At 30.1% G+C, this 15824-nt stretch carries 17 protein-coding genes; 2 read left to right on the top strand and 15 right to left on the bottom strand.

Annotated elements, in window-relative coordinates; all coding sequences use genetic code 11:
* Nucleotides 1-19 precede the first annotated feature (19 nt).
* A complete protein-coding gene (locus tag RB619_RS09525; RefSeq protein WP_308096769.1) occupies nucleotides 20-688 on the bottom strand; it encodes a response regulator in 669 nt (222 codons plus the stop codon).
* An 8-nt stretch (nucleotides 689-696) separates the two neighbouring features.
* The gene (locus RB619_RS09520; RefSeq protein WP_308096767.1) at nucleotides 697-2403 is read right to left on the bottom strand and encodes a tetratricopeptide repeat protein; all 1707 of its coding nucleotides are present in this window, start codon (nucleotides 2401-2403) and stop codon (nucleotides 697-699) included.
* A 553-nt stretch (nucleotides 2404-2956) separates the two neighbouring features.
* On the opposite strand from RB619_RS09520, the gene RB619_RS09515 reads away from it, so the two are divergent.
* Nucleotides 2957-3874, top strand: a complete 918-nt coding sequence (locus tag RB619_RS09515; protein WP_308096765.1) for a hypothetical protein — start codon at nucleotides 2957-2959, stop codon at nucleotides 3872-3874.
* 85 nt (nucleotides 3875-3959) lie between these two features.
* On the opposite strand, the gene RB619_RS09510 is transcribed toward RB619_RS09515, so the two are convergent.
* The 12 genes from RB619_RS09510 to RB619_RS09455 form a co-directional block, all read right to left on the bottom strand.
* Nucleotides 3960-4169, bottom strand: coding sequence for a hypothetical protein (locus tag RB619_RS09510; protein ID WP_308096762.1), 210 nt, complete (start codon nucleotides 4167-4169; stop codon nucleotides 3960-3962).
* A 12-nt stretch (nucleotides 4170-4181) separates the two neighbouring features.
* Entirely contained in the window at nucleotides 4182-4589 is a 408-nt protein-coding gene (locus tag RB619_RS09505; protein WP_308096760.1) for a hypothetical protein, read from the bottom strand.
* 95 nt (nucleotides 4590-4684) lie between these two features.
* The gene (locus tag RB619_RS09500) at nucleotides 4685-5740 is read right to left on the bottom strand and encodes a type I restriction endonuclease (protein ID WP_308096757.1); all 1056 of its coding nucleotides are present in this window, start codon (nucleotides 5738-5740) and stop codon (nucleotides 4685-4687) included.
* 82 nt (nucleotides 5741-5822) lie between these two features.
* Nucleotides 5823-6854 (bottom strand): hypothetical protein, encoded by a 1032-nt coding sequence (locus RB619_RS09495; RefSeq protein ID WP_308096754.1) that lies wholly within the window; start codon nucleotides 6852-6854, stop codon nucleotides 5823-5825.
* A gap of 55 nt (nucleotides 6855-6909) precedes the next feature.
* Nucleotides 6910-8721, bottom strand: a complete 1812-nt coding sequence (locus tag RB619_RS09490; RefSeq protein WP_308096752.1) for an AAA family ATPase — start codon at nucleotides 8719-8721, stop codon at nucleotides 6910-6912.
* A 48-nt stretch (nucleotides 8722-8769) separates the two neighbouring features.
* Entirely contained in the window at nucleotides 8770-8985 is a 216-nt protein-coding gene (locus RB619_RS09485) for a hypothetical protein (RefSeq protein WP_308096750.1), read from the bottom strand.
* Between the two features lie 5 nt (nucleotides 8986-8990).
* Nucleotides 8991-9200, bottom strand: a complete 210-nt coding sequence (locus RB619_RS09480) for a KTSC domain-containing protein (protein WP_308096748.1) — start codon at nucleotides 9198-9200, stop codon at nucleotides 8991-8993.
* A 79-nt stretch (nucleotides 9201-9279) separates the two neighbouring features.
* Nucleotides 9280-9561 (bottom strand): membrane protein insertion efficiency factor YidD, encoded by a 282-nt coding sequence (gene yidD / locus RB619_RS09475; protein WP_308096746.1) that lies wholly within the window; start codon nucleotides 9559-9561, stop codon nucleotides 9280-9282.
* Between the two features lies 1 nt (nucleotide 9562).
* Nucleotides 9563-9793 carry a hypothetical protein gene (locus RB619_RS09470; RefSeq protein ID WP_308096744.1) on the bottom strand — a complete coding sequence of 77 codons (231 nt, stop codon included), beginning with the start codon at nucleotides 9791-9793 and terminating at the stop codon, nucleotides 9563-9565.
* A 149-nt stretch (nucleotides 9794-9942) separates the two neighbouring features.
* On the bottom strand, nucleotides 9943-10611 hold the full coding sequence (locus tag RB619_RS09465; protein ID WP_308096742.1) for a response regulator: 669 nt from the start codon (nucleotides 10609-10611) through the stop codon (nucleotides 9943-9945).
* Between the two features lie 6 nt (nucleotides 10612-10617).
* The gene (locus RB619_RS09460) at nucleotides 10618-12075 is read right to left on the bottom strand and encodes an ATP-binding protein (RefSeq protein ID WP_308096740.1); all 1458 of its coding nucleotides are present in this window, start codon (nucleotides 12073-12075) and stop codon (nucleotides 10618-10620) included.
* 292 nt (nucleotides 12076-12367) lie between these two features.
* Nucleotides 12368-12547 (bottom strand): hypothetical protein, encoded by a 180-nt coding sequence (locus RB619_RS09455; protein ID WP_308096738.1) that lies wholly within the window; start codon nucleotides 12545-12547, stop codon nucleotides 12368-12370.
* A gap of 387 nt (nucleotides 12548-12934) precedes the next feature.
* On the opposite strand from RB619_RS09455, the gene RB619_RS09450 reads away from it, so the two are divergent.
* A complete protein-coding gene (locus RB619_RS09450) occupies nucleotides 12935-13912 on the top strand; it encodes a hypothetical protein (protein WP_308096737.1) in 978 nt (325 codons plus the stop codon).
* Nucleotides 13913-13969: 57 nt separating this feature from the next.
* Here RB619_RS09450 and RB619_RS09445 read toward each other — a convergent pair whose 3' ends face one another.
* Nucleotides 13970-15583 carry a L,D-transpeptidase family protein gene (locus RB619_RS09445; protein ID WP_308096735.1) on the bottom strand — a complete coding sequence of 538 codons (1614 nt, stop codon included), beginning with the start codon at nucleotides 15581-15583 and terminating at the stop codon, nucleotides 13970-13972.
* Between the last annotated feature and the right edge of the window lie 241 nt (nucleotides 15584-15824).

Below are 15824 nucleotides of genomic sequence, written 5' to 3'. Positions count from 1 at the left end.
ATTATAGTTTTATAAGAGACTAGATTATCCCCATATCTTTAATAATCGAAATCAACTGAACACTATTATTTGCTTTGAAAAAATCTTTCAGTTTAGACAATCTTTTTTCGATCGCGCTTTTGCTGTTTGGTTTGATATCAGCATTTTTAAAGATATTTATGATGTCGTCCTGCGATTTTCCTTCGGCTAAATATCTCAAGATTTTAATATCAATATCATCAATCTCAAAATTGTTTTTTTCCTGTAGTATAGAAGCAATTTCTGGCGAAATAAATTTTTCATCAGAAGCCGAAATAAGATTAATGGCTTTTTTTAGTTCTTCAATACTGTTTCGGCCTTTTAACACAAAAGCATTTATGGCAGCATTTTCAAAAAGCGATTTAATACGATAGCTTTTGTCTTCGACTGAGTATGTAAGTATTTTGATATTTGGCTGTAATTCACGCGTTTTTTGAACTAATTCGTCACCGCTGGCCAATTTTACTTCACGATGATCTGTTTTGAATGAAAGATCACTTATCAATAAATCGTATGGTTCATTGTCCTGAACAGCTTTTCGTATTTTTAAAAAAGCATCATCACAATATTTAGAATAGTGAAAGTTTTCAATCCCTAAATCTTTTAGGACTTGTTCTATTCCAAAATTAATGCTGTCAAGGTCTTCGGCTATTATTACTTTTTTAAACATATTGAAAATTATTTAGGCATGGATATTTTTACTTTAAAACCTTTATTGGGTTCAGTGTCAAAAGTAAGGGTTCCTTTTGTAGACAAAATACGGTTTTCCATATTTTGGATACCATTTTTAATAATTTTATTTTTTTTAGCTCCTTTTCCGTTGTCCGTATAGTCTATAAATATCTTATTTGTATCGTGATCAAATTTCACAACCACCAGTGAAGCCTCGCTGTGCTTAGACATATTGACCATTAATTCTTGTAATAGGCGCTGAATTGTGATTTTTTTAATATCGTCAATTGCCTCCCAATTTATTTTCTCAATACTATTTATAATAATGTTTCTGGTTTCATTATTATAGGTCGAAAGCATTTCTTTCAGGTTTGTAACATAATGTATTCCGGTATCAATAGTATTGTTTTCTTTTGAAATACTGCGGACTCTAGCATAAATATGATCTAATTTTTGAATCAGTGTTTCTTTGGAATTTTCATTTTCCAATGGTTGTGTCTGCGAAAATGCTATTGTATGAAAAACATCATTGGCGAGTTCGTCATGAATATCTTTAGAAATTCTGATTTCAGTTTCATAGGCAGTTTTTAGTTTTTCAATCCGGTTTTTGTTTCGGTAATATTTTCTCAGATAAAATATCAGAAGAAAAAGAAGAAGAAAAATCGAAATAAATATAAATTGGCGATACTGCGCGCGTTGCAATGCCAATTGATTTTCAGCTTTTTCTAAACGAAGTTTTTCATTTTCATTTTTTTCCTTTTGAGAATCGTATTTTATTTTAGCAGATTTATTTTTAAAATTATTTCTGATTTTGGTAATGCTGTCGTTTAAAAAAGTGAATTTTTTAGCATATTCAGTATTTTCAGCAACCGACTTATTTGACATTAATAAAGCTAAAGATTCTAGGCGTTCATCAATACTGTGCATTTTTGTAGCTGTACCATAAGCTTTTAATGCAAATTCTTTTGATTTTTGAGGATTAGTTTCACTATAAAATTCGGATAAATGGAGGCTGTTTTCTATACTTCCGTAATCATCTGGATAAGTTTTTCTCAACTCTAAGCTTTTGTTCATGTATAAAAGCCCTTTTTCTGGCAATCCATTTTTAAAATAAGCATAGCCTAAGTTATCTAAGATCCGGGATGTATCATATTGTAATTCTGTTTTAGTTATTTTTATTTTTATAGCAGATTCTAGTAGATTTATAGCTTTATCATATTTTTTTTGGTTGATATATATAACCGCAATGTTGTTTAAAGAATATCGTTTAACTCCAGGCTTATTATAATCTTTTATGGTTTCATTATAATAGTAAATTGCATCTTTGTAATTAGACAATTCTTTTTCAGCTATTCCAAAAAGATTATTTATATAAGAGGAATAAATATCTTTTTTTCTCACATAGGGCAACGCTTCTGTAAGTGTTTCTTTACTTCCGTAATAATCGCCATTGATTTGCTGTATATTAGCCACTTGAGAAAGGACATATACAATATTAGCGCTGTCAGCCGTCTTTTTATATAAAATTATAGATTTATTGAAATAGTAAAACGCACTATCATAGTTTTCTTTCTCAAGCGTTTTGATTCCTTTACCTCTAAGTTCTTTGGCTTCTTTTTTTAGAGCCTCATTTTTTACAGGAACATCTGTTTTGTCTTTGCAGGAAAGAAGAAAGACAAAAAAGAGAAAACAAAAAAAAGGGGATCGCAACATAAAACTTACTTTCGCCGAAAGTACTAATTAATTATTAAGTACAATTTTTTTATTCATTTTTTGGAGGCATTGGTATGACAGAAATATCATCAGCAAAAGTTGGTCTAAAAGGTTTGATTTCTTTTTTTGCAACATCTTATTCATCAACAGTAAAAGAAAAGAGGGTTGTGTTCAATTAAGCGAACGCTTCCAATAAAAATATTTTATTTCATTTTTTTAAGATTTAAAAATTTGGCATAAGCATTGCTGTTCTGAACTGTTCTGAATCGTTTTTTTGGCAATTGCAATTTTGTTGAGAAGAAAGTGCGTAGAACAGTAAGAGCTAATTTTAGACTCCCCTTCTAAACTTGTCTTGCAGTTTTCCGTACTTTATTAGTGAACCATTTTTGTACAATTGTTCTAATCCATTTCAGAACAAAAACTAATTTTGAAGTAAAGAAAATATATATCTTTCTGAGAATTAAGAAGGGAATCCGGAGATTCATAATGTTCCTGATTTTCTTTAAAAATACGAGTTATTAATCCTAGAAATCCTGAAAATCCTGAATGTATTATGGACAACATTACACGATGCAATTATGAAAAAGCTTATAAAGAAGCTATACGAACAAAATATAATAGTGAAAAAGAAATAGGGGAAAATTCGAATTATTTAGAGACACCTTCTCAAGCACATTTAAGAGATTTATGTTGGCGAATATTACGCGAAAATCCTTCTCCAGATGACTTAAAAGTATATTGGGATTTTAAAGGTGTTCCTTTCAATAAAAATCAAGAAGATACCTGTACAACTTATACAGATAAATACAAAAAAGTTGGCGCTTTTTTAAAAGGGGAAAAAGAACCTCAAAAAATAGATACGGTTGACATGGCGGCAATTTTGATTGATTTTGAGCCACGACCTTTCAGAAAATTTAAGGCAAAAGCAATGTCTCAGGAAGGACAAAGCACGGTGCAGGGTGCCGAAGTTTTACCTAAAACTGAATATGTAAAACCAGTCGAAATTCTAAAACAACCCGAAACAGCAGTTTTTACAAAAACACCAAACAAGAAAAGAAAAATCAGAATTTACAAGTCAAAATTTAAAATGTTTCGAACTGTGGCAATAGCTTCTGTTGTCTGTTTGATCGGCGTTATTATTTATTTGGCGCTTCCGCAGAAGGAATGCATGCAATGGTCTGGGGATCATTATGAGATTGTAAGCTGTGATTTGAAAACAAAAGGTTCGCTTGCAGAAAATCCAGTTGAGTTGTTAGATGAAAGTTTGGTTCATCTCAAAAAAGTAGATCTTGATGACAAAACAGTTTGTTTTGATAAATATGGACGCGCGACGATCTGGTACGCGACAACGGCTGACGGAATTGAATTTTTTAACGGCCACGGCAGACATCCTGAAAACAATAATGCACTGAAACCAGTGACAAAAGATATTTTTAGAAAATACGCTCATAAGTCAAGCGCCGAAAAATAAAAAACCTCCCAAAGAGAATTTCTTTTGGGAGGTTTGCTGAGGTTTATTCCTTATCATTCTTTGAATAATAAAAAAAAAATAATTTTTAATCTTCCCAGCCACAAAGTGTCAAGCCATATCCCTGAGCTTTTTTAAGTGTAACTTTCGTAATCTCATGATTGCATGAACTTAGACCGCGACAGTTTTCATTATAATGATATTTTTTAGCACCTGTTGGACCACATAAGTATACTGTCGCTTCGGGAGGGCAAAATGAAGTTAAAAAAACGAAGAGAAGTAATAAAGCATATTTCATTTTTGGCCTAATTTATTTTACTATTAATTGATATTCATTTCCTTTATTATCAAAAGCTTTTAATTTTCCATGAGAAATCCATTCCGTAGTAATTTCTAACTCAGGAATGCTATCGGTTACTAAAATTCCTGCACCATATTTCCCTTCGGTATTAATGTTCCCGAAAACAGAATCGCCTCTTGTATTAATTCCTTTAACATCATAATTATATTCATAATGGCTTGGATTTCCGGTTCGATATTTATATTGATATTTGTTATCAACATGATATGTTTTTGCTTCTTCTGTTGTAATCGTTTTACGATCATCTGTAGAAGTTACTTCTTTAAAAAATGAGTTTACTTTTGGTGGTGGCGAAGAGGCTTTTTTACAGGAATAAAATGTAAATAATAAAAGTAAGATGAGGTAGTTTTTTTGCATAGGCTTTGTGGTATTTGGTTTAGAACTAAAAGCTTTATTTAATTTTTAAATCTAATTAGAATTAAATTCTTTAAAATGAGTACTTATACGTGATTTTATTCTGTTTCGTAAAGCGCCACAGTATCTAATAATTCTTTCTCAAACTGATAAATATCGTCGATTGATGAAATCGAAATTTTTGACTCTGTTTTATTGTCATTAAACAGGCTTATATATTTTTTACCGCCATTAAGATGCAGTCGGCATAAAGGCTTACGGTTGTTATCATCCAGCAAGATTCCAAAATAGGATTGCGTATCGCGATAAACAATTCTGTTGGTTGGTAATTTTCGACGTAAAATAGCAACTACTATTCGATAACCGTCAAGTTCTTCTTCAGATGTAATAATTTTATTGTCATCTTCAATTATTGAAATTTCTTCAACTTGCTGTTTGATTGTTTCTTTGGTTAAAGCAGCATTTAATCGGTCATTGATTTTATCATTAATAAATTGGCTGACCGATTTTTGAACCAAATCTTTAAATTCGTCCACAACTTTTTCAGTCAATCTTCCGGCATATACTTTATTAGCAAAAAGTTTTGTAAAATCATTTGAAGGATTTTCTAATTCTGCACTTATCTGCTTTTTTATTTCTTTAATGTATTTTAGAGAACTGGCATTGCTTACAATGTTATTTACATCAAAATTGGCTTTATGAAATTTTGCAATCTCGTTTATAGTATTCTCTTTTAGATTGCAAATGTCAAATTCCAAAAATGGTTTTTCATCCATTTTGTTTTGATTATCTAAATCAGTAAAAAATTGGTAAGTAATACCATTTGTCAAAAGCGCAAATCGAGTTTTTGTAACGTGGAAATAGCGAAATAATTGAGAATTATGTACCGTAAGATTTTCTTTCCAGCTTTTGCATTCTACAATGATAATGGGTTCTCCATTTTGAAAAATAGCATAATCTACTTTTTCGCCTTTTTTCAGCCCAAGATCTGCTGTAAATTCAGGAACTACTTCTAACGGATTAAAAGCATCATAACCCAGAATGTGTATAAAAGGCAATACAAAAGCATGTTTTGTAGATTCTTCAGTCTCAATTTTACTTTTCAGCTGATTTATTTTATCGGCTAGTGATTTTAGTTGAATGTTGATTTCCATTTTATCGATTTTATGATTAGTTATTCAAAAGTAAAACCTGTAAAATCAATATTTTATGGAAATCCGTAATTTCAAATTTTATTTAAATTTCATTAATATCTTTTTCAATTAATTTGTATTTATCCTTAACATCATCAGCCATATAAAAGTCTAATAAATCTTTCTTTGTTAAAGTTCCAACATTTAAAAATCTCTTTAAATATTCCTGATTAAAGTCCATCAATAAGATTGATTTTTCTAATTGTTTTAGAATGGCTTTATTGTTTTCGATATTATTCATTACTAATGATTTTATCGAAAGTATTTCATTAATATCTTTGATAATTCGATTTACAATCATTGCAAGAATATCTTTGTCAAGTTCAATTTCTTTTGAATTTAGTGCAATATCGCGCGCAAGCATATAAGCAATAGAAAGATTAGAATAATCTCCTTTTTGAGAATTTATAATAGCAACAAATCCAACTCCGGGAATAAAACCAACGTTGTCAAAATTTTTAAGAATAGAATTATCTACTAATGAAATATCAAGAACAATTAAACTCACTTTTGAATCTCTGTTAGCTTGTGTTTCGATTAATTGACTCCAAGCTGTATCTGTTTTTCTTGTGAAAATTTCTTTGTTTTCAATTTCTCCAAAACGTATGCTTTTGTCAAACTTACATTCGATAGCAATTTTTAAATCTGAACTCCCATTAACTTCGCAAACAATATCTCCCGTTTTATTTTTTGGAATATTTCCAGCTGTGTTTCCAGTTAAAAAAGCGCGATCTTTTAATCTTTTTTCTAAAAAATAATTGTTTAAAAATTCTGCAATATCATCTTCTGCTAAGGAACCTTTAATTGTTGATTTATAAAAAAGCTCTTTTTTCATTTCGAAAATCATTTTTAGACTTTCTAATTCTGTTCCAAGTTCATTATTGGTTTTGGCTAAAAAAGAAGAAATACGATCTTCCATTAAAGCCAAGACACCAATATAAATAGCACGTAATAGCTTTTCGTCTCTTTCATTTGCAGAAAGATTGTCAAAGTAATTGAAAACAATTTGGTTTTCGATTTCAAATTCCTTGATTTCTAGACGTTTTAATTGTTGGTTTAGTTTTATTGTTGACATATCATTTACTTTGTTTAAATATTATTTTGATGTTCAATTTTTGTGTTAGGCTTTGCTATGGTATATATTCTCCAAAAATTTCTTTTAATTTTATTCTCCAATTTTCTGGTAAGTCGTCCCAATTTTCTCCCCATTCTTTTGTCTTAATATAAGCTTTTAAAGGTTTTTCATATGTTGCTGCATAATTAAGTTCATCTTCTACATTTTCATGCATCATTATGATTTTACCTCCGTCGCCAAGAGCATCTTGAATTGGTTTATTATATTTTTCGGCATTTGCTACATTAGCATCTCTATCGTGAACCACAATTGGCTGAATCCCCATTGATGCTAAATATTTAATTAAACCTATTATAGCTGCTTTTCCTCTTGCTTTTACAATTTCAAAGTTTGAAAGAATCTTTAAATAATCTTGTCTAGGAAGTCTTTTTAACGATTCTCGTATTAATAAGTCTTCTGTATCTCCTTCAATTACAATTACCGTGTTTGTGAAAAATATACGAGAGATATAATTATCAATTTTCATTAACATTTTTACATAATCTTTATCATCGTCTTGAAGTAGTTTAAATTTTTCGCTAACAGAGAATGAATTGCAATTTACATGATTACCACAATTATATAATCGATTTAGAACTTGTTTTGGTTTCTTGGAAATATCAATTAAATAGGGTGAATGTGTGGAGGCGATAATTTGAGAATTTGAAGTGCTTAAATCATAAATGGCTTCTCTCATTTGATTAGCAGCACTGGGATGCAAATAGATCTCAGGTTCTTCAAAACAAATTATCAACGACCTTGCGTGATCATCTTCCCGTTGGCTTAACCACTTTTGTCTGTATCTTAACATTCCAAAAACTGCGGCTCTAATCATTCCTGTTCCCTGATATTCTACAATTGTTTTAATATTACTAGACATTTCCACATTAAAAGAAGGTTTTAAACTTGTTGGATCACTCAAGTTTGTGGTGGCATGTAGTTTTGTATCAGGAAAAACACTTTCTAAAACCATATTTAAATCGGTCATCATTTTGCCAAATTCAGAATCTACATCTTGCGGATCAAGCTCTTTTGCAAGATTTTGAAGATGTGTTTGGGCTTCTTTGAAATTATTTGAATTTTCTCTAACGGTTTCAAATAATTCACCTAATGTTTTTCCTAATACTCCATTTCCATTTCCTTGGATTTCACTAGTTGATATGTCAACAGGAATCATTAAGAAACGCGGTAGCATTTTTAAAACGTTTCCAGGGATTCCTCCTGGGTTTTGAAACCAAACCTCATCGTCTTGAATATCCCAAATTTCATCAATTTGTTCAAGTTTTTCTAAAATGCCTTTACTCTTACCTATTGGTTTATCATTCTCAATAGATAAAATACTAAATAATTCTTCACTCAATCCTTTTGCGATAAAGTCATTTATCGTTTTGCAATCTCTAAAATCTTCAGCTATTTCACGGACTTTAGATTTAAATTCAATCATTACATCTTTTCCAATTTCATATGTTTTTTTATAAGTCACAGAAAGGCCGCTATCAACGACTTCTTCTTCTTCTTCTATGTCATATTCGAAAATTCTACCTTTAAATCCCCTCCATTGTTTTGCTTCTTCAGGTAAATTTCTAAATTCAGCTTCTAAGACTATTGTTTGGATATCAACTTTAGTTTCTCCAGTTTCTTCGTCAATAATTGAATGATAATCAAAATTTGTAAGCTGTTTTTTTGCGGAGAGTAAAATTTCTATTGCCTTTAAAATTGTGCTCTTTCCACAATTATTTTGTCCAATTAAAAATGTTGCATCACCAAAATTAATTGTAACATCTTTTAATCGTTTGAACCCTGATATTTTTAATGTATGTAGTTTCATTTTAAATAGTTTAATTTTGTTTTTCGAGTAACTGATTGATAAATGTTTTTAGTCATATTTAAATTTTACATAAGAATTAATATAACTATTTAGTCCTGAACCTGCAGAAGCTAATCGTTTCATATTTTCAACATGTGATTGTCCAGCTTTTCTATAACTATATTGATAAGTACTTCCCGAAGAAAATCGTACTCTAATGTAATCAGATCCAATCTCGTATCCTGAAACTCCTGATCCACCGCTTCGATTTGCATATCTTTCCATAATTTCTAAAGTTTTTGAGTTCTATAAATGTTTTTAATATGAGATGAAAAATACGATCCTTTTGAATTAGCAGTCATTAATTCATAATGAACATCTTCCGGAACTCCAAAGTATCGATAGACTCCACCATGATTAAACTCTATTTCTAATATTTGATTATTATCGTCATAACCTATTGATTTTAAATTTGACGATCTTACATATTCTCTTTCCATTTTTTTTGATTTTTTGTTATAAATCTAATTAGAATTGATTCTTACAAAGCGCGTACTTGTACCTGATTTTGTTTTGAGCTTAAGTAATTAGCCTTTCAGCAATTTCTTCCCTCTCAATTATTATTTGTGAAGGAAGTATCATTTGGATTTGGTTATTAATTGGATTCTGAAAAATTGAAAAATTTCCTCTGCAGTTTTTATATCGAAATTGAAATGCACTTAGCCCTTTTATAAAACCTTCTTTTTGAGTTATTTCAAAGACATAATTTGAACAGGATTTTTTAAAAATGCATTTTCTTCTGCTAGACTGAGGAATTAGTATCCAATACAATCGAATAATTAATAGAATGAAATACTTCATTTTATTTTTCAAAAATGATTAAGTGTGTGAAAAGTGTTTGAGCAGGTCTTGCCCCAATTCCAAAACATCCTAATTCTGCATTAACAAAAGTTGTAATGTTCTCTACTCGGACATATTTCCAACCTTTTTCAGTATGATATTTTATTGCACTTTCTAATTGTTCTGCAATTTGTGAAGATGTGTTTTTCTTTAAATCGATTGAAGCGGCAAATGGTATTACTTTGTGTTCCATAATTTTTTTAAGTTTTAATTAGTTGATTAATAATCCAAAAGTAAATTCAATAAAACCAGCATTTTACGGAAATCCATAATCCATAAAATTTTAAATTTCGGCAATAAAAAAAGCCCCCGAAGGAGCTTTAAAATAGGAATAGCAGGAATTTAAATTATCCCCATATCTTTTACAATTGAAATCAAATGAAGCGTATTGTTCGCTTTAAAAAAGTCTTTTAATCTAGAAAGTCTTTTTTCCATAGCACTTTTGCTGTTCGGTTTAGTTCCTAAGGTTTTTAGGATTTCTATTATTTCATCTTGAGAAGTGCCGTCAGCTAAATGCTTTAAAATCTTAATATCCAATTCTTCTATTTCGAAATTGTTTTTTTCCTGTAAAGCAGAAGATATTTCTGGAGAAATAAATTTTTTGTCAGAACTTGAAATCAGATTGATTGCTTTTTTTAATTCTTCAATACTATTCAAACTTTTTAAAACAAAACCATCTATTTCAGCATTTTCAAAAAGCGATTTAATACGAAAGCTTTTGTCTTCGACAGAATAGACAATTATTTTAATATCAGGTTGTAATTCACGTACTTTTTGAACCAGTTCATCTCCGTTTTTAATGTTTGGTTCACGATGATCTTTTTTAAAAGAAAGATCACTAATTAATAAATCGAATGGTTCATTTTTGTGAATTGCTGCACGTATTTTTAGAAACGCATCATCACAAAATTTTGAATGTTGGTAATCGGCAATATTTAAATCTTTCAAAACCTGTTGAATTCCTAAATTCATGGCATCGATATCTTCAGCTATTATTACTTTTTTAAACATAGGCTTTTATTTAGGCATAGTTATTTTTACTTTAAAACCTTTTTGAGGTTCGGTTTCAAAAGTAATTGCTCCTTTTACAGATAAAATACGGTTTTCCATATTTTGCAAACCATTTTTTATAATCTTTGATTTTTCACTGCCTTTTCCGTTGTCTGAGTAATTTAGAAAGATTTTATTACTGTCCGTTTCAAATTTTAAAACCACTACCGAAGCTTCGCTATGCTTTTTCATGTTAACCATTAATTCTTGTAAAACGCGATGAATTGTTATCTTTTTAAGCTCTTCAATTACATCCCAATTTATTTTTTCGATACCATTAATTGAGACATTTATATTATTGTCGCTGTAAGTAGAAAGCATTTCTTTTAAATTTCTTGAATAATTTATTCCAGTATCGATATCATTATTTTCTCTTGAAATACCTCGAACACGAGTATAAATATGATTTAGTTTTTGCAATAAGATCCCTGTATTATTTTCGGTTGTTAAAGATTGAGTTTGTGTAAAGGTTATTGTATCGAAGACATCATTTGCCAATTCATCATGTATATCCTTAGAAATTCTTGTTTCGGTATCGTAGACAGTCTTTATTTTTCCTATTCGGTTCCGATTATCATAATGTTTTTTCAAATAGGCGAATAAAAATAGAAGAATAATTAGGATTCCAATAAATACGATTTTCTCATTTTCGGAATCTTTTTGGGCGACAGCTTTTTCTAAACGCAATTTCTCATTTTCGTCTTTTTCTTTTTTTGAATCGTATTTAATTTTTGCGAATTTGTTTTTAAAATTATTCCTGACTTTTAGGATACTATCATTTAAGAAAATGAATTTTTGGATGTATTCTGTTTTATTAGTCACAGAATTATTGGTCATTAAAAAAGACAAAGCCTTTAAACGTTCATCAATACTGTGTATTTTCGTTGCCGTTTCGTAGGCATTTGAGGCAAATTGTTTTGATTTTTGAGGCTGGCTTTTAAAGTGAAATTCTGATAAATGTAAATTGTTTTCAATGCTTCCGTAATCTTTAACATTACTTTGTCTTAGGTCTAGACTTTGTTTCATAAACAAAAAACCCTTCTCATTTAATCCTTTTTTGAACAAAGCATAACCATAATTGTCTAAAATTCCAGCTTTACTATTTATGAATTGATCTCCCGATCCTTTTATATTTAAAATAGATTCAAAGATTTTGATTGCCTTATCGTATTTTTTTTGTTTAATATAAACAACTGCGATATTATTTAAAATAGATTGTTTGCACAAAGAATCGGAACAATCTTTAAGTCCTTCGTTATAGTAGTAAATAGCATCCTCATAATTAGATAATTCCTTATCAGCGATGCCAAAAAAGTTATTGATTGCGGCACTATAAACATCCTTTTTTTTTACATAAGGCAATGCTTCAGTAAGTGTTTCTTTACTACCATAATAATCCCCATTAATTTGTTGGATATTAGCCATGAGAATAAGATTGTAAACCAAATTGGCGCTATCTTTCAAATTTTCAAATGCTATTTTAGATTTGTTTAAATTATAAAAAGCAGTATTAAAGTCTTTTTTTGCAAAGTCAGTTAGGCCTTTTTCCTGATTTTTTTTTGCTTCTTTTTTTATTGAATCTATATTCGTAGCAACAGTTTCTTTTTCATTGCATGAAAAAAGAAAAACAAATAGGATAAAATATAAAAACGGGGATCGTAACATAAACTTTACTTTCCCCGAATTTAATGATTAAATTATATTAAAATAAATTTATTTAGTCTTTGCTTGGTGGCGGTGGCGGAAGTGGAACAGGCAAATCTCCAGGACCATCATCAGCATAAGAAGGTTTTGAAGGATTAATTTCCTTTTTAACATCATCATATTCGTCGGCTGTGCAAGAAAATAATGTAGTTGACAATAGGGCGAACGCTCCCAAAATGAATATCTTTTTCATAATAATTTTGTTTAAAATTTTGAAATAGGTATTGCTGTCCGGAACTTTTCCAGAGCATTTTTTAATGGCAATACCAAATTGTTTTTTGGGAAGTGAAGTATGTAGAACAGTAAGATTTTTATTTAGACTTCCCGGCTAAACTCGGTCTTACGGATTTCCATACTTTTAATAAAACTAGTTTTGTACTTTTGTTTTTAATCTGCAGATCATTACGTTAACTAATTTTGTTGAGGCAAAGTTATGTGGGGTTCAGAGCTGTATTGATTGAAAAGTCAGGAAAGTCTAATTAGTTTTTTTAAAGTTGAGATAAGTTCTAAGAAGTCATAAAAAGTCACAAAAAGTAGAATAAAGTCCTTTAGAAAAAGTTGTAAAAAGTTCGAAATGCCTATGTCAAACATTACTTTTGAAGATTATAAAAATGCTATTAAAGCGAAATATGAAAAGGAAAAAGAAGAAGGGGATTATTCAAATAATTTAAGTTCGCCAACGACCGCAAATCTTAGAAAATTATGCATCAAAAGATTTGCTTCAAACACTGATAAAGATGACTTGATTACTTTTGAATCTTTTTTTGATTTTCCATTTGATAAGGATAAAAGAAATTTGTTTGGAGGTGATGAGCTAAATAAATTAGAATCGGTTAAGAGGTTTTTTAAAGGCAAAACGGAGAATCCAGCCGATGAAACTATTCAATTAGCTGCAATACTTGTAGATCTTCGTCCAAGACCTTTTAATAAGTTTAGAAAACAAATTGATGAAGAAGATTTAGAATTGATAAATGAGTTAAGGATTACTAATAATTCTGGTAAAGAAGTCGCTTCTAATAATTTGAATGTTCAAGAAGAAATTGAAGGCTTAAATGATTCAAAAACAGATGATGTTGTTGAAGATTCCCAACCACTTCAAAGCAAGGAAGCTGAGTCTGTAAAAATGCCTATATCGACTTTTGTAAATATTAGCGAGAAACCAAAATCTAAAAAATTAAGATATTTAGCAATTACAGCTATTCTTGCTGGATTAGGTTTGATCATTTATTTAGCTCTGCCACATAAAGAATGTATGCAATGGTCAGGCGATCATTACGAATTAGTTTATTGTGACGAACCCATTAAAGGAAATTTAAATGAGGTATTTCCAAAAGATAATTATCTCTTAAGCTTCAGAAAAATTAAAGTTTATGATACTACAAATTGTTTTAGACCCAACAAGGAAGCATTTATCTGGTATGCAAGAAAATCATCTACAGAAGTTGATTTTTTTAATGGAAATGGAAATGGAAGAAGTCCTGAAAATGGTGCTACAATTAAACCTGTAACAAATTATATTTTGGGTAGATACGCCGAAAAAAGCAATTCTAAAAAATAAAAAAACCTCCCAAAACGACTTTTATTTTGGGAGGTTTATTGATGAGGTTTATTAGGTCTATTCTTTATCAGATTTGTAAGCCGTGTCATTTGGAAATAACATTCCGTTTAGGCGAGTATCTCTTTGATAAACATCAGGATAAAAATTCATTTCTCCATCTCTTGTTACCCAAGCGGTAAAATAACCTATGTAAATCGGGATCTTTTTCTTTAAGAAAAAGGGTGTTTCTTTTTCGCCACTCATTGCTGCATTTATTTTTTCAATTGTCCAGTCCGGATAATCTTTCATCATTGAAATGGCAAGTTCTTTCGCTTTTTCGACATTAATACAGCCGTGACTGAAAATACGTTTTTCAAACCCAAACAAAGATTTAGACGGGGTGTCGTGCATGTAAATATCATTAGGATTTGGGAACATGAATTTTACAAGTCCTAATGCATTATCAGGCCCCGGTTTTTGTCTTACTTTCCCGCCGTTCCATTCCATTCCATGATCGGCCAGATAATTTTTGTCTTCGGCCATTTTTAGTTTTAATTCATTTTGGATAATACTTGTCGGAACATACCAATATGGACTAAAAACAATTCGATCAATCTGACCACTGAAAATCACCGTTTTGGTCAATGGAGTTCCAATAAAAACCTTCGAAACAATATCAAATTTTTTATCTCTTACAAAATACAGCATAAACGACGGAATGTTGACCATCACATATTCGTCTTGATCTTCCAAGGAAGGCGGAATCCATCTGCAACGTTCCATATTTAGCATTATGGTTTTAATACGATCGCTAATCGGTTCATTCATTTGGTCAATATGTTCTTTCGAAAGTATATAATTTGGTGCCAATGCATGTCGCACTTTATATTTCATTACACCGTCCATCAATTCTTGATCATAAAAATTGCTTTTAGAATCGTTGGCTAAATCGCCAATTATGAATAAGCGATGTCTAACATCGGCAATGGTTTGAGAAGTAGCATCAGGACGCAAATCTTGATACGGGTTGTCCATATAGATTGGAGTCCATTGATTGCTTTTCTCGATTTCGCGGTATTTTTTTAAAACTTCTTGAAGTTTATAATATTGGCTAAAAAGAACATGCTTGTTTTCCTTTAATAATTCAGGATTACTAGCAATTGAATCTAATAACGTTTCATAAGACAATTTTTTCTTTGGCAGATACCATTGAATTTTGTTTTGTTCTTCGGCATTAATTCCTTGATAAACATGTTTGGCGTATAAAATATACATGGAACTCAGTAAAAGTTCTGTGTCAGTGTCTGAAATTTTTGATTTAGATTTTGATTCCTCATTAAAAATTTCGTCAAGTTTGTTTTTATATGGAATTTCAATTTGAACACCTTCTTCGTAAGTGGAGTTTAATTTATGATATAAAAGATATCCAAACTCATTGATATCATTGTTTTCATACCAAATAGCTTTGTATGCTTTGTCCTGATATAATTTGGCAACATCGCTTTGATAGGCTTTTAAATCAGAATATTTTTTAAAAAAAGTGGTAATTACGGCACTCGAAATTTCGGGAGCGGTAACAAGAAAATGATTCTTTTTTTCTGAAGAAAAGTTCAGATTTTTGTTTGAATATGCAAATGAAGAATTTGAAAAATACCCAAATAAAAGAATAACAGCAAAGGTAAAGTTTTTCATTTTTTTTTGATTTACGTTATTAGTCCTTGTAATGAAACATTGAAAATAAAAGGTAATCTGTGCAAAAAAATGATTTGGGGGAAATCGGTATTTCTACTCAAATTTATAAAAAATATCTTAATATTTTAATTTTTATGGTTTAAGAAATATCGCCTTAATAAAAGTCAATTCCAGTGCTTTAAACAGTACAGTTTTTTTGATGAAAAATCTTGAATCTTGGCGTTCGGTTTTCAGTATTCTT

This window comes from Flavobacterium sp. LHD-80 (assembly GCF_030929605.1).
Classification (GTDB): Bacteria; Bacteroidota; Bacteroidia; order Flavobacteriales; family Flavobacteriaceae; genus Flavobacterium.
Note: the sequence above shows the minus strand (reverse complement) of the source record. Positions and strands in the feature narration are given on the sequence as shown.

Bases quoted from the DNA above. Each gene is read 5' to 3' on its own strand.
- RB619_RS09450 (WP_308096737.1), top strand. From the start codon at position 12,935: ATGTCAAACATTACTTTTGAAGATTATAAAAATGCTATTAAAGCGAAA.
- RB619_RS09470 (WP_308096744.1), bottom strand. From the start codon at position 9,793: ATGGAACACAAAGTAATACCATTTGCCGCTTCAATCGATTTAAAGAAA.
- RB619_RS09525 (WP_308096769.1), bottom strand. From the start codon at position 688: ATGTTTAAAAAAGTAATAATAGCCGAAGACCTTGACAGCATTAATTTT.
- RB619_RS09465 (WP_308096742.1), bottom strand. From the start codon at position 10,611: ATGTTTAAAAAAGTAATAATAGCTGAAGATATCGATGCCATGAATTTA.
- RB619_RS09510 (WP_308096762.1), bottom strand. From the start codon at position 4,169: ATGAAATATGCTTTATTACTTCTCTTCGTTTTTTTAACTTCATTTTGC.
- RB619_RS09480 (WP_308096748.1), bottom strand. From the start codon at position 9,200: ATGGAAAGAGAATATGTAAGATCGTCAAATTTAAAATCAATAGGTTAT.
- RB619_RS09485 (WP_308096750.1), bottom strand. From the start codon at position 8,985: ATGGAAAGATATGCAAATCGAAGCGGTGGATCAGGAGTTTCAGGATAC.
- RB619_RS09515 (WP_308096765.1), top strand. From the start codon at position 2,957: ATGGACAACATTACACGATGCAATTATGAAAAAGCTTATAAAGAAGCT.
- RB619_RS09490 (WP_308096752.1), bottom strand. From the start codon at position 8,721: ATGAAACTACATACATTAAAAATATCAGGGTTCAAACGATTAAAAGAT.
- RB619_RS09455 (WP_308096738.1), bottom strand. From the start codon at position 12,547: ATGAAAAAGATATTCATTTTGGGAGCGTTCGCCCTATTGTCAACTACA.
- RB619_RS09445 (WP_308096735.1), bottom strand. From the start codon at position 15,583: ATGAAAAACTTTACCTTTGCTGTTATTCTTTTATTTGGGTATTTTTCA.
- RB619_RS09520 (WP_308096767.1), bottom strand. From the start codon at position 2,403: ATGTTGCGATCCCCTTTTTTTTGTTTTCTCTTTTTTGTCTTTCTTCTT.
- RB619_RS09460 (WP_308096740.1), bottom strand. From the start codon at position 12,075: ATGGCTAATATCCAACAAATTAATGGGGATTATTATGGTAGTAAAGAA.
- RB619_RS09500 (WP_308096757.1), bottom strand. From the start codon at position 5,740: ATGGAAATCAACATTCAACTAAAATCACTAGCCGATAAAATAAATCAG.
- yidD (WP_308096746.1), bottom strand. From the start codon at position 9,561: ATGAAGTATTTCATTCTATTAATTATTCGATTGTATTGGATACTAATT.
- RB619_RS09495 (WP_308096754.1), bottom strand. From the start codon at position 6,854: ATGTCAACAATAAAACTAAACCAACAATTAAAACGTCTAGAAATCAAG.
- RB619_RS09505 (WP_308096760.1), bottom strand. From the start codon at position 4,589: ATGCAAAAAAACTACCTCATCTTACTTTTATTATTTACATTTTATTCC.